10 protein-coding genes are annotated in these 13,262 nt (G+C 64.4%); 6 read left to right on the top strand and 4 right to left on the bottom strand.

Translation table 11 applies throughout. The annotated features are described in order from the left end of the window. Positions 1-32: 32 nt before the first annotated feature. The 6 genes from WH5701_RS14195 (at position 33) to WH5701_RS14170 (ending at position 7,913) form a co-directional block, all read left to right on the top strand. On the top strand, positions 33-497 hold the full coding sequence (locus WH5701_RS14195; RefSeq protein ID WP_006173192.1) for a hypothetical protein: 465 nt from the start codon (positions 33-35) through the stop codon (positions 495-497). 147 nt (positions 498-644) lie between these two features. Next, positions 645-3,758, top strand: coding sequence for a DEAD/DEAH box helicase (locus WH5701_RS14190; protein ID WP_006173191.1), 3,114 nt, complete (start codon positions 645-647; stop codon positions 3,756-3,758). A gap of 7 nt (positions 3,759-3,765) precedes the next feature. Beyond that, positions 3,766-5,070: a YegS/Rv2252/BmrU family lipid kinase gene (locus tag WH5701_RS14185; protein WP_006173190.1), complete on the top strand. Its 1,305-nt coding sequence runs from the start codon at positions 3,766-3,768 to the stop codon at positions 5,068-5,070. 8 nt (positions 5,071-5,078) lie between these two features. After that, a complete protein-coding gene (locus tag WH5701_RS14180; RefSeq protein ID WP_006173189.1) occupies positions 5,079-6,434 on the top strand; it encodes a metallophosphoesterase in 1,356 nt (451 codons plus the stop codon). Between the two features lie 26 nt (positions 6,435-6,460). After that, on the top strand, positions 6,461-6,997 hold the full coding sequence (moaB, locus tag WH5701_RS14175; protein ID WP_006173188.1) for a molybdenum cofactor biosynthesis protein B: 537 nt from the start codon (positions 6,461-6,463) through the stop codon (positions 6,995-6,997). Between the two features lie 73 nt (positions 6,998-7,070). After that, entirely contained in the window at positions 7,071-7,913 is an 843-nt protein-coding gene (locus tag WH5701_RS14170) for an MOSC domain-containing protein (RefSeq protein WP_006173187.1), read from the top strand. A gap of 43 nt (positions 7,914-7,956) precedes the next feature. Here the strand turns inward: WH5701_RS14170 and WH5701_RS14165 are convergent, their stop codons facing one another. The 4 genes from WH5701_RS14165 to WH5701_RS18515 form a co-directional block, all read right to left on the bottom strand. Then, on the bottom strand, positions 7,957-9,909 hold the full coding sequence (locus tag WH5701_RS14165) for an amylosucrase (protein ID WP_006173186.1): 1,953 nt from the start codon (positions 9,907-9,909) through the stop codon (positions 7,957-7,959). A 127-nt stretch (positions 9,910-10,036) separates the two neighbouring features. After that, complete coding sequence (locus WH5701_RS14160; protein ID WP_006173185.1) at positions 10,037-10,876, bottom strand: HAD-IIB family hydrolase; 840 nt, start codon at positions 10,874-10,876, stop codon at positions 10,037-10,039. Positions 10,877-10,929: 53 nt separating this feature from the next. Next, on the bottom strand, positions 10,930-11,727 hold the full coding sequence (locus WH5701_RS18520) for an HAD-IIB family hydrolase (protein ID WP_232201940.1): 798 nt from the start codon (positions 11,725-11,727) through the stop codon (positions 10,930-10,932). 73 nt (positions 11,728-11,800) lie between these two features. Beyond that, complete coding sequence (locus tag WH5701_RS18515; RefSeq protein ID WP_232201938.1) at positions 11,801-13,078, bottom strand: glycosyltransferase; 1,278 nt, start codon at positions 13,076-13,078, stop codon at positions 11,801-11,803. Positions 13,079-13,262: the final 184 nt, after the last annotated feature.

The raw sequence follows: 13,262 nt of genomic DNA, 5'->3' as shown, positions 1-13,262 counted from the left end.
GCCGGACGCGGCAGATCAACCCTGGAGAGGGCATGATCGCCCAGCACAGCCCCCTCCCGATCCGCGCTGTCCCCGTGCCCGCCCTGACGGCCCCAACCGACCACCGCGCCCAGTTGCGGCTGCAGTCGATCGCCTGGGCGCTGCTGGCGGGCGCCACCGCCCTGACCCTGGCCCTGGTGCTGGGGCTGAGGCCGGCCCTGCGGGCGGGGGGTTGCGGCTTCTTTTACGGCCTGCTGGCCTTCCACCTGCAGCGGGTCGATCCCGACGACAGCCACCTGCAGGCAGGCCTGGTGGGGGCGGTCTGCGGCATCCGCAGTCTGGGCACCAGCCCCGAGCTGCCAGCCGTCGGGGAGCTCCTGGGTCAGGGGGGGCTGCGCTTGCTGCCGGGGCTGGCGCTCGAGCTGCTGCTGGTCTGGCTGCCTCTCTGGCTGCCGCTGGCGGGCAGTGCCCTGATGCTTCAGGCCCTGCAGCGCTGGCTGCCGCCCCTGAGGCCCTAGCTGCAGCCTGGGGGCGCGCCATCCGGCAGAGTGCCCTGGGAGTCACTCCGCTCACGCGAGCCGAGGCGATGTCCGTGGTCAATGTCCGTGGTTGCTGCCGGTGTTCACGATGCGACGCCACACCTGGTCTGAGCGGGCCCAGCGGCCATGAGCCTGCTGCACGCCACCTGGCTGTCGGCCGACACCGCCGCCGTGCCCGCCCTGGGAGGCGGCTACCGGCCGGGCTTGCTGCTCTGGGCCGACACCTGGCGGGTGGCGGAACCCCAGACACCGGCCAGCGAGGCGCCCCAGCACCCCCTCAGCCTCGACCAGGACGACCTCGGCGCCTGGCTTGAGGAGGCCGACCTCTGGACGGAGGATTTCCGCCCGGCCGGAGCCACCCTCTGCCTGCCCAGCCGCCGCCAGGGGGCCAGGGGGAAAAAGAAAAGCGACACCAGCAGCTGGAGCGGCCTGCCCCTGCAGGCGGGCGAGCCGATCCCGAAATCCGTGGAGTGGTGGCCCTGGCGGGTGGAGGGCTGGTGGCTGGAGCCCGGCGCCGCCACCCTCTGGCTTGGGCGCCTGCCCCTCTCAGGCGACCATCCCGACCTGGCCGATGACCTGCGCTGGTGGAGCCATCTGCAGCGCTGGTCGCTGAGCCTGCTGGCCCGGGGCCGGCTGCTGCCCCAGGTGGAGGGGGGCCGCGCCCGCTGGCTGCCGTTGATCAACCGCGAAGACGACCGGCGCCGCCTGGAGGATCTGGCCTCGCGTCTGCCCCAGGTGGCGGTGGCGGCCCTGGAGCCCGGCCAGGGGGAGGCCGGCGTCGCGATGGCGTGCTGGCGGCCGGGATCCGGGCGTCGGCGGCTGGCCTCGATCCTCACGCACCTGGTGGATGCACGCATGCGTGCGGGCTTCACCCCCAGCGAAGAGGGGCTGGATCCGCTGCTGGCGGCCTGGCAGCGGGCCCTCGGCCCCGGTGACGGCCGCCTCGATCTCGGGGACGACGACTGCGAACGCCTGCAGGTGGCCACTCACCACTGGCGCGAAGCGGTGGCTGGCCGGGTCGAGCCGGCCCGGGCCTGTCTTGAGCTCGACACACCCGATGAGGGGGAAGATCTCTGGCCCCTGCGCTTCAGCCTCCAGGCCGAGGCCGATCCCAGTCTGCTGCTGCCCGCAGCCGGGGTCTGGGCCGCCGGGGCCGGCTGCCTGCAGCTGGGTGAAACCGAACTCCAGCAACCCGGTGAACTGCTGCTGGAAGGCCTCGGGAGAGCCCTGCAGGTGTTCGAGCCGATCGAGAGGGGTCTCGACACCGCCACACCGGAGCGGATGGCTCTCACCCCGGCCGAAGCCTTCGTGCTGGTGCGCACCGCCGCGCTGAAGCTGCGTGATGTGGGCGTCGGCGTGGTCCTGCCCCCCAGCCTCAGCGGTGGCCTGGCCAGCCGGCTCGGCCTCTCGATCGAGGCCGATCTGCCCGAGCGCTCCCGCGGCTTCAGCCTCGGTGAAAGCCTGCAGTGGAGCTGGGAGCTGATGATCGGCGGCGTCACGCTCACCCTGCGGGACCTGGAGCGGCTGGCGGGCAAGCGCAGCCCGCTGGTGCAGCACAAGGGGGCCTGGATCGAGCTGCGTCCGGGTGATCTGCGCAATGCCGAGAAGTTCTGCGCCCTCGATCCGGTCCTCAGCCTCGATGACGCCCTGCGCCTGACCGGCAACGAGGGGGAGACCCTGCAGCGGCTGCCGGTGCACCGCTTCACAGCCGGCCCGAGGCTGAAGGCGGTGCTGGAGCAGTACCACCAGCAGAAGGCCCCCGATCCCCTGCCGGCCCCCGAGGGCTTCGCCGGCCAGCTGCGGCCCTACCAGGAGCGCGGCCTGGGCTGGCTGGCCTTCCTGCACCGCTTCGATCAGGGGGCCTGCCTGGCCGACGACATGGGCCTGGGCAAGACAATCCAGCTGCTGGCCTTCCTGCAGCACCTCAAGGCGGAGCAGGAACTGAAGCGTCCCGTACTGCTGGTGGCCCCCACCTCGGTGCTCACCAACTGGCTGCGGGAAGCGAAGGCCTTCACGCCGGAACTGAACGTGGTGGAGCACTACGGCCCCCGGCGGCCCTCCACCCCCGCCGCCCTGAAGAAGAAGCTGGAGGGGATGGATCTGGTGCTCACCAGCTACGGCCTGCTGCAGCGCGACAGCGAGTTACTGAGCAGCCTCGACTGGCAGGGGGTGGTGATTGATGAGGCCCAGGCGATCAAGAATTCCTCAGCGCGCCAGTCGCAGGCAGCCCGCGATCTGGCACGCCCGCTCAAGCAGAGCCGCTTCCGTATCGCACTCACCGGCACCCCGGTGGAGAACCGGGTCAGTGAGCTCTGGGCCCTGATGGACTTCCTCAATCCGAAGGTGCTTGGGGAGGAGGAGTTCTTCCGCCAGCGCTACCGCCTGCCGATCGAGCGCTATGGCGACATGGCCTCGGTGCGCGACCTCAAGGCCCGCGTCGGCCCGTTCATCCTGCGGCGCCTCAAGACTGACCGCTCGATCATCTCCGACCTGCCCGAGAAGGTGGAACTGAAGGAGTGGGTTGGACTCTCACCCGAGCAGGTCAAGCTCTACCGCCGCACCGTGGAGGACACCCTCGATGCGATCGCGCGGGCACCCGTGGGCCAGAAGCACGGCCAGGTGCTGGGGCTGCTCACCAAGCTCAAGCAGGTCTGCAACCACCCGGCCCTGATGCTCAAGGAAGGGGAGGTGGGGGCCGGCTTCAGCGCCCGCTCGGCCAAGTTGCAGCGGCTCGAGGAAATCGTCGAGGAGGTGATCGCGGCCGGCGATCGGGCCCTCCTGTTTACCCAGTTCGCCGAATGGGGCCACCTGCTCCAGACCCACCTGCAGCAGCGCTTCCACCAGGAGGTGCCCTTTCTCTATGGCAGTACCAGCAAGGGGGAGCGTCAGGCGATGGTGGATCGCTTCCAGGACGACCCCCGGGGACCACAGCTGTTCCTGCTCTCGCTCAAGGCAGGCGGCGTGGGGCTCAACCTCACCCGGGCCAGTCATGTGTTCCACATCGACCGCTGGTGGAATCCGGCGGTGGAGAACCAGGCCACCGACCGGGCCTACCGCATCGGCCAGACCAACCGGGTGATGGTGCACAAGTTCATCACCAGCGGCTCGGTGGAGGAGAAGATCGACCGCATGATCCGCGAAAAGGCCCGCCTGGCCGAAGACATCGTCGGCAGCGGTGAGGAGTGGCTCGGAGGCCTCGATCCCGGCCAGCTGCGCGACCTGGTGGCCCTGGAGGAGTGATCCGGCGATGACTGCTGCCATCGCCCTTCTGGCCAGCGCGGGCAGTAACGAACGACTTCTGGGCTGGCTGGAGCAGCACCAGGTGCTGCTGGAAGGGTTCCCCCTGCTCGCTCCGGCGGAGCTCGTCCTGGCCCTGGCTGAGGATCAGCGCTCCTCAGGCCTGAAGGTGAGCCCACTGGCGACGCTGGCCGCCGGCGGCGACATCCAGATCGCGGAGCGGGTCCTGGCCGGGGCGGTGGGCGCCGTGCTGTTCTTCGTGGATCCCGCCACCACCCTGGCCACCACCCCCGACCTGCGCCTGCTGCTGCGGACCTGCGCGCTGGCCGGCATACCCCTGGCCCTGAACGAAGCCACGGCCACCCTCGCCCTGCGGGGCCTGGGCCGCAGCCGGCTCGCCTATCTGATCTTCAACCCGGTGGCCGGCCAGGGGGAACCCAATCAGGATCTGGCCCTGATCCGCTCCCTGCTCGAACCTCAGCTGCTGCTGAACGTGGTGGTGACCCGGCCGGATCGTGACCCCGCCGATCAGACCCGGGAGCTGGTGGACCTGATCCAGGCCAGGTCCGAGCCGCACAGCGGCAGCGTGATGATCCTGGCCAGCGGTGGCGATGGCACGGTCTCGGCGGTGGCGGGGGCCGTGATCAACACCGGCATCCCCCTGGGGGTGATCCCAAGGGGCACCGCCAACGCCTTTGCCACCGCCCTGGCCATTCCCACCGATCTTGAGGGAGCCTGCGAGACGATCCTCGCCGGGCACACCCGGGTGGTGGACGCAGCCCGTTGCAATGACACGCCGATGATCCTGCTGGCGGGCATCGGCTTCGAAGCGGGGATGGTGGACCGGGCCACCCGGGAGCTCAAGACGATGCTCGGGCCCCTGGCCTATGTGCTCGCCGGCGCCCAGCAACTGGCCACCCAGGAGCCATTCCAGGCCAGGCTGACCATCGATGGCCAGGTGACCGAGTTGCAGAGCGGAGCGATCACGGTGGCCAATGTGGCTCCCGCCACCTCGGTGCTGGCCCAGGGCTTCGGCCAGGTGATCCCCGACGACGGTCTGCTCGAGATCACCATCGCCTCCCCCGCCAACCGGCTGCAGGGGCTCAACGCCTTCGCTTCGCTGGTGGCCTCCGCCGTGGTGCGCTCGCCCACCAACCGGCCCGATCTGCTCTGCCTGCGGGCGCACGCGATCACGATCAGCACCGATCCGCCTCAGAACCTGGTGATCGACGGCGAAATGCTGGCGTGCAACCCGATCAGCATCACCTGCCTGAGCGGAGCACTCACGGTGTTCACCCCCCTCCCCGTGGCCTGAACCCAGCGATGACCCTGGCCTCGGAGGCAAGCATCAGCGCCAAGATCGAGCAGATGGACCAGCGGATTCGGCGGGGCCATGCCGACCTGGTGCGCCGGGGTATCGACCAGACCCGGCTGGTGATCGAAGGCTCACCCGAGGCCGCCGAGCCCTTCAGCTTCCTGGTGCTGGGGGACAGCGGCTCGGCGCGCCATGGCGCCAGCAGCCCCCAACGGCAGGTGGCCGAGTTGCTCTTCGCCCACCAGGAGGGCGTGGGTTTTGTGCTCCACACCGGGGATGTGGTGTATCTGGTGGGCTCCAGTGAGCAGTACCCGCGCAACTTCATCAGGCCCTACCGGGAATGGCTGGTGGGTGGCGACGACTGGCGCCGCCTGCGGTTCGACGAGATGACCTTCCGCCTGCCGTTTCTGCCTGTGCCGGGAAACCACGACTACTACGACCTCTCGCGGCCGCTGGTTCTGCTGGCGGGGCTCTCAAACCCTGTGCGCCGCCTCTGGCCGAGCCTGGTCTTCGATGTGGGAAGCCATGGCTCCCACGTGGGCGAGGCCTATGCCAGAGCCTTCCTCGACGGGCTCGCTGGCCTGCCGGAGGAGGAGCTGGCCGGGCACCTCGATCGGCACTACCGCGCCCAGCTGGATGGCCATCGCTGCCTGGCCTACCGCCCGGGGCAGTTCACCCGCCTGCCCAACCGCTATTACCGCTTCCGATGGGCCGGCGTCGATGTGTTTGCACTCGATTCGAACACCCTCAACCAGGACGGGCCTGGCCTGGAGGAGGCTGGAAATGGCGACCCCAGCCAACGGAACTGGCTGCGGGAGGCGCTGGTGGCCTCCTGGCGCAACCCCCGGGTGCGCGGCCGGATCCTGGTGCTTCACCATCCGCCCTATGCCAGCGAAACCAGCAAGTGGCGGGAGCCGCAGACGCTGGCCGTGCGCCGTCAGCTGCGCGGGGTGCTTGATCAGGTGGCCGCCGAGGTGGGCAATCCCACGCCGCAGCGGCCCCTGCTCAATCTGGTGCTCAGCGGCCATGCCCACTGTCTGGAACTGATGCGAAGCGGAGCCACCGGCCATGGGGACAGCCATATTCCCTGGCTGATCTGCGGCGGAAGCGGCTACAGCCTGCGGCGCCAGCGGCCCCAGGGGGGGACGCTGCTGGAAGGCCCCCCGGGGCAGGAGCGGACCGTGGCCCACTCCGAGCTGTTCGTGGGACGCACGGGCCATGGCGGCGCCTTGCGGCGGCGCTTCACGGCCCTTCGGGTCGATGCAGCGGCGGGAGCCCCACTGAAGCTCACGCTCCGGCCCCTCATGACCGAAAAGGTGTCGGGGCACTGGCGCAAGGAGCAGCTGGCACCGATCAACCTGTAGAGAGGATCCAGCCACAGCCAGCTCCGGTGTCCCTCGCCATCGCCCTGCTTACGGTGTCGGATCGCCGCAGCGCCGATCCCTCCAGCGGTGACCCCTCAGGCGATGCCCTGCTGCAACGGCTGGAGGGAGCGGGTCACCGCCTGGCCGAACGACAGCTGGTGGCCGACAACCGCTACGCCATCCGCGCCGCGTTGAGCACCTGGATTGCCGATCCGGCGGTGCAGGTGGTGATCACCAGCGGTGGCACGGGCCTCACCGGCCGCGACGGAACGCCCGAGGCGGTGGCTCCCCTGCTGGACAAGACGATCGAGGGTTTTGGGGAACTGTTTCGGGTGCTCTCCTTCGAGGCGATCGGCACCAGCACCCTGCAGAGCCGCTGCCTGGCCGGAGTGGCCAACGGCACGATCCTGTTCGTGCTGCCCGGCTCCCTCGACGCGGTATCCACCGCCTGGGACCGCCTGATCCACGCTCAGCTCGACAACGGAACTCGACCCTGCAACCTGGTCCAGCTGCTGCCGCGGCTGAACGAAGACCCACGCCAGCCAGCGACGAATCCTGGATGAAAAGGTGAGCCCTGAACCACGCCCGTCAGGGGCAACCTGTGGAATGACTCAACGATCGGACACAGCGGCGGGAATGGCCAAACAGATGGTGGGACGGGTGGAGGCCATCTGGCGCTACCCGGTCAAGTCGATGCTGGGCGAAAGCCTTGAAGCCGCGTCCATCGGCCGCGCTGGCCTGCTCGGCGACCGGGCCTATGCCCTCTGGGACCACGCCACCGGCCGGGTGGCCAGCGCCAAGAACCCCAGGCTCTGGAAGACCCTGCTCGGCTTTGCGGCCCATTGCCTGGAGTCGCCCCAGGAGGGAGCTGGAGCCACAGCTGTGGCGATCACAGCCCCTGACGGAGCGCAGGGCACCCCAGACGGAGCCAGGGTGATCAGCAGCGACCCCACCGTGGACAGCTGGCTCTCGCAGCGGCTGGGCCGGGAGGTGAGCTTGCTGGATCAGGCTCCGGAGGGGGCCAGCCTGGATCAGTACTGGCCCGAGGTGCCGGAGAGGGAGTTTCAGGATGTGGTCAACGAACTCGTGCTCCCCAGCGGCACCTTTTTCGATTCCTGCCCGATCCATGCCATCAGCACTGCCAGTTTGGAGCGGCTGCGGCAGCTCGAGCCTCAGCTTGACTTTGCCGTGGAGCGCTTTCGTCCCAACCTGCTGATCCGCCCGGAAGCCGGCAGCAGCGGGTTTGTCGAGGAATCCTGGATCGGCCACAGCCTGGGCCTGGGGGATGACCTGCGTCTTCAGGTCAACGACGGCTGCCCCCGTTGCGTGGTGACCACGCTGGGCCAGGGGGAACTGCCGGAAACCCTGGAGATTCTGCGAGCCACCGCCCGGCACAACAACGTGGTGGCCGGGATCCGCCTGAGCGTGACCAATCCCGGCGAAGTCCGCGTCGGAGATCCCGTCACCCTGCTGGATTGAAGCCAAGGGCGATCGATCTGGCTGGCAACTCGGGGAGAGGCCCTCAGCTTTCGCTCAGCCAGTAGAACTGACCACCCTGCAGCGCGATGCAACCGTCGTATTGCGAGGGCTTGATTCCGCTGTAGAGATCTGTATAGTTCGCCCGCGGGTTGATGCCATAGCGGCTGTAGCTTTCCAACTCAAGCTGCTGAGGATGATCGTCAAAGTTGGCGATCACGAACACCTTTTCAGAGCTCCTGAGATGGTTGTAGCGGAGGTAACAGAGAAGATGCTGGTTGTCGGAATGCATCAGCTCGCGGTTGTTGAAATCGGCAAAGGCGGATATCTCCTTGCGGATGGAGATCATTCGCTTCATCGCGGTGAAGATCCTGCATTCCACTGTGCCGCGCTGATGCCGCAGGGCGGCCTTCTCCCAGTCAATCTTGGGTCGGTGGACCCAGCGGCTGTCGTTGGACTTACTGGGATCGTCGATATAACTGTAGTCGTTGAGTTGACCCAACGCATCACCATTGTAGATCAGCGGGATTCCGCCAAAGGAAAGAATGACGCCATTAAGCAGCAGAATTTTGCTGATGGCCATATCGATCAACCCTTGATCACCTTTTTCCAAGGCCGATTCAAGCCCCGCCAAGGAGGCAAGAGAGCCACAGATTCTTGCGTCACCAGTTGAGTCGTTACGCATGAACTCCAGCCCTCTGGAGGTATCAGAGAACTTGCCGGTGAAGTAATCAATCAGAAACATGCGGTGGGAATGGGGCTCATAGCCTGCAGCGGCAATATCCTTGTCATCAAAGCCAAAGCCGATGTCGTCATGACAGCGAACATAGGTTAGCCAGGTGGCTCGATCCAACTTCGTAGGCAGACTCTTGATCCCTTCTCGCAACAACTTGGTGTTCCGCGTGGCAATACCGTCCCAGAGGAGTGCCATCAATGTGGCATTATAAGCAATCTCACATTCCTTCGCCACGATGGCATCCTCGCCAAAGTATTTCGCCACCTCACTTGGTGCCACAATGGCCTCAGCGATGAACAGAACACCAGGGGCTGTGACCTGACAACAGTCTTTGAGGAGTTGCAGAATCAGGTGAGCCTTACGTTCGTTCTGGCAAGTTGATCCCAGCTTCTTCCAGAGGAAGGCGACAGCGTCGAGCCTGAGCACATCGACGCCTTGGTTGGCCCAGAACAGCACGATCGAGAGGATCTCGATGAAGACTTCAGGATTGCTGTAATTCAGATCCCACTGGTAATCGTGAAACACCGTCATCACCCAGCGCTTCATCTCCTCGTTCCAGGTGAAGTTGCCGGGATCAGTTACCGGGAACACCATCGGCATCCCCTGCTCAAACACATCCGGCACCGACCTGTCTTCGAAGGTGAGATAGTAATTCTGGTAGCGCGGATCTCCGTCCTTCGCCTTCAAAGCCCATTCATGCTCATCTGAGGTGTGATTTAGAACGATATCCAGAACCAACAGAATGCCGCATTTCCTGAATTGCTCAGAGATGCGCTGAATGTCGTTAAGATCCCCAACTCGGCTATCGATTTCGCGGAAGTTGCTGATGGCATAACCACCATCACTCTGACCCGCCGGGCACTTAAGAATTGGCATGATATGCACCATGTTGACTCCCAGCTCCTGGAAGTAACTGATCTTGCCAGCCAAGTCCCCAAGATCATTGGCAAATCCATTGGTGTAGAGGGCCATGCCCACCCACTTCTGAGAGAGGAACCAGTTGTGGTCCTGCTCGCGGCTCATATCGATCCGCTCAGATTCCTCCGATCGGTAAATATAGCCCTCCGCCATGGTCTCCACCAAACGAACCATCTGGGGCTGAAAGTCTTCTCGATCTCCATAAAGCGTGGAGAAGAGCGAATGGATCGCATAAAAATTTGCGCCAAGGCGGGTGTAAAAATACCTGAGATTCTGTCGCTTAATCTCTGGCCTCAATTCATCGAGGATTGAGTTCAACAGGGAATGAGAGATCTGCTCGTACATCAGGAAGTCAACGGTGGGAGAAAAGGGTCTCGAAAAGAGAATCGAATCAGCTGGGGCCCGGGACTAGCGTCTGGCATCTGCCTCGCGAAATCAGCGAGCAACGCCAATAGGTAAACGCTGAATCGGTCTATAGAATCCAGCCCTTGGTTTCAGGATGGAAGTGCACCAGGCCTTCAAGAATTCCCGCGCTGTAATTGCCATTCATGCCCAGAAAGTCACCCTTGGCCACATACAACGACTGGTCGGTTCCCCGTTGACTGGAGCCTGCGCTGGCGTCCCGGAGCACATCTGGATGAGCATTGGCCACCAGAACGGAGGGGACGGGGCTCACCAGAATCGGCAGGTCATTGCCGCTGTCACCAGCAAACACCGTGCTGCTGGGGAGGAACCCCTGCTGCTGCATCAGGAACTCCACCGCGTGCAACTTGGTGGCCCGCTCGGGCAGGATATCGAGCAGGCCCACCTGAGCTTGTTCATCGACACTGTAGATCCAGCTGGATCGGGCCTGCAACTCCCGCAGCCGTGCCTCCATCACCCGACGAAGGCTGCCGAGGTCAACGCCCAGGGGCAGAAAGTAACTGAGCTTGTAGGTGCTCTGGCGATCCTGACCCTGCAGGGTGAGATCCTCGATGGTGGTGAAGGCCTCCGAGATCGCCCCACTGCTCAGCCCTGGCCAGTCGGTGGCGATCTCCACTTGCCAGGCCGTCGACTCCAGCCAATACCCCGGCGGTTGCCACTGGTACATCCGGCTGCCGACATCACCGATCACCCAATCGGGCCTGGGGATCCCGAACTGCTCGATCGCCTGCTCCACCAGCGCCAGATGACGGCCGGAGACATAGGCCAGGGTGACCTCAGGCCGGGCCACCAACGCCGCAAAGCGATCGCGGGCCCCAGCCGACTCCGGCGACTCACCATTGGGCAGAAGGGTGCGATCGAGATCTGTGCAGAGCAGCAGTCGCGTCATGGCTGAGGGGGTGGTGTGGGCTGTTCAGTCAGGTTCCAAGGATCATGACCCGATCAGAAGAAGCCGTAGTGCCTGATCGCTTCAAGGATTCCCCAGGCATGGGCTCCATTGGCAAAGTAGATCTGCTCGTTTTCACTGAGGTTGGAGAGTTCTTCCTGGTGCCTGTTGGAGACCACCACTCCAAGGGTGTTGCCACGCAGCATGTCGGCGTCGCCACCGGAGCCGCCCGTGACAAGGGTGCGCTCGAGCGGAATGTTGTATTGGTTGGCGACATACCGCAGGGCCTGCCCCTTGGAGGCCCGGGCCGGCACAATATCGAGGTATTGACCGAAAGAGAGGGTGGCATTCACCGAGAGCTCCTGCTGGCGCAGGAAGGCATGAATGTCCTCGAGGGGAGGCGCCAGCTCGGCGTCGTAGTAGTACGACACTTTGAAGCGGCTCTGTTCATTCTTGGGCTGGGGAGACAGCCCCGGCAGCGACTCCAGCACCCGGCGCAGCACCTGGGGAGTCCAGGAGTGATCAATGTGATGGCTCCAGGCAATATCGGCAAACAGCTCGGAGGTGTAATAGATCTCCGTTCCCAGGCTGGTGATCAGCACATCCGGAGTGGGGATGTTGTAGCGCTTGAGGATGGTCAATACAGAATCGAGCCGCCGGCCTGTGGCAATCCCGAACAGGAACTGGCGTCGGTGGGTGCGCACCACCTTGGCGAACTGCTCCAGGGCTTCGGTATCTCCCAGCAGGGTGTTGTCGATGGCTGTGAACAGGGCCCGGTTCCTGTAACTGCTGAACTGATGGGTCGCTGGGGGCTGGACCAGCGGTTTCGGCTTCGACACCACCGGCTGGAGCATGGACAGATAGGCCTTGGCGTGGGCCTCCCAGGAATAGAAGCGGGCGATGTTGCTGAGTCCGTTGCCAGAGAGCTCATCCCAGCGCCTGGGCTTCTCCAGGATGGAGTAGATGAGCCTCAGCGATGTCCTCGCGGCTGTAGGGGATCCACCAGCAGGGCCGTTGTGGCAATTGCCGATGATGTCGACCGGACCACCGTTCTCGGTGGCCACCAGGCGGCGCGTGTGGGGGGGGGGGTTTAAAAGGGGGAGAGGCACAAGGGTCTGGTGAGGGGCGAGATAGACAAAACACTCCCCTTGAGAGCCCGCCCCCAGGCGGTAAAATCTCAGGAACCTGCTCGGAACTGTGGTGCTTGGGCAGGGCCACATGGCCATAAAGATCGAAGAAATCGATCACCCAGAGCAGTTCCGTCAAGACCGACTGAGCCCCGTCATTGAGCTCACGGATGTCGTCACGGTTGCCAGCCACGATCACCAGATTGGCCAACTCCTGAAGGCGCTTGCTCTGGCCATAGGCCTCCAGCAGCGAGACGATGTTCTTACGCTCATCGGGCCGAGACAGGGCCAGGATCATCGGCTTGGCCGGCTCCCGCAGGAACAGGCTGAGCGTGTCCTGAAAGTCTTGAGCGAGTGAAGGCTGACCCTGGACGGGGGGGTGAAATTGCTCGAGGTCTGTACCCGGCGGAATCACCGCCATCTTCTCAGGCGTGTAGTAATCGTAAAGCTCGTATTGGCTTTCGATTTCATTGCGCGTGCTGGTGATCACCAGCTCAGCACAACTGAGAGTATCCTCTTCGGCGCTGATCCGCGCCTGCATGTGATAGCGCTGCTCGATCTGATCGATGCCCATACCAACGGCAAGCAACCGGCGGTATTTGTCGCGACCGAGGGAGTGGCCCGTATGAATCAGTGGCAGACCTGTGAGATTCGAGAGCCGCACGCCCACATAGCCAGCATCGGCGTAATGGGTGTGGACGACATCCGGCATCCGGGGCTGCTCAGCCAACCAGGTGGAGAGGTGGTCAGCAAAACTGTCCATGTGGGGCCAGAGCTGCTCCTTGGGCAGGTACTCATTCGGGCCTGCCTTGACTCGTACGATCTGAAGATTCTCGGCCAGCTTCTCAATCGGAACGGCATAGTCTGGACTGACGTGATCATCATCAACCAGGCGAGTGACCAGATCCACCCGCTCTACGCCCTTTTGCCTGGCGAGGGCCTTGGCCAGTTCAACCACGTATTTCGTCTGACCGCCGGTGTCGGCATCGCGACCGAGCTCAAGATCCTGGCCGCGAATCAATCCATGCACACTGATGAGAAGAATATAGAGACCACTGGGGCCGGCTGTATCAACCATGATCGCCTGGGGACAAGTGATTCAAGAATGCGTGGCACACGGGAGAAGCATGGAGACAAAACGCCCAGGCAAGAGCATGGAGTTACTCCTCCTTGATTAATCCATGCACTAATAATACACATTTCCGGGCATTCCGTCAAGTCCTTATCGTGTCTCCAGGACTTTCATTCAGAAATAGCAAACC

Source organism: Synechococcus sp. WH 5701, assembly GCF_000153045.1.
Classification (GTDB): domain Bacteria; phylum Cyanobacteriota; class Cyanobacteriia; order PCC-6307; family Cyanobiaceae; genus Regnicoccus_A; species Regnicoccus_A antarcticus.
Note: the sequence above shows the minus strand (reverse complement) of the source record. Positions and strands in the feature narration are given on the sequence as shown.

Bases quoted from the DNA above. Each gene is read 5' to 3' on its own strand.
- WH5701_RS14165 (WP_006173186.1), bottom strand. From the start codon at position 9,909: ATGTACGAGCAGATCTCTCATTCCCTGTTGAACTCAATCCTCGATGAA.
- WH5701_RS14190 (WP_006173191.1), top strand. From the start codon at position 645: ATGAGCCTGCTGCACGCCACCTGGCTGTCGGCCGACACCGCCGCCGTG.
- WH5701_RS18520 (WP_232201940.1), bottom strand. From the start codon at position 11,727: ATGCTCCAGCCGGTGGTGTCGAAGCCGAAACCGCTGGTCCAGCCCCCA.
- WH5701_RS14195 (WP_006173192.1), top strand. From the start codon at position 33: ATGATCGCCCAGCACAGCCCCCTCCCGATCCGCGCTGTCCCCGTGCCC.
- WH5701_RS18515 (WP_232201938.1), bottom strand. From the start codon at position 13,078: ATGGTTGATACAGCCGGCCCCAGTGGTCTCTATATTCTTCTCATCAGT.
- WH5701_RS14180 (WP_006173189.1), top strand. From the start codon at position 5,079: ATGACCCTGGCCTCGGAGGCAAGCATCAGCGCCAAGATCGAGCAGATG.
- WH5701_RS14170 (WP_006173187.1), top strand. From the start codon at position 7,071: ATGGCCAAACAGATGGTGGGACGGGTGGAGGCCATCTGGCGCTACCCG.
- WH5701_RS14185 (WP_006173190.1), top strand. From the start codon at position 3,766: ATGACTGCTGCCATCGCCCTTCTGGCCAGCGCGGGCAGTAACGAACGA.
- WH5701_RS14160 (WP_006173185.1), bottom strand. From the start codon at position 10,876: ATGACGCGACTGCTGCTCTGCACAGATCTCGATCGCACCCTTCTGCCC.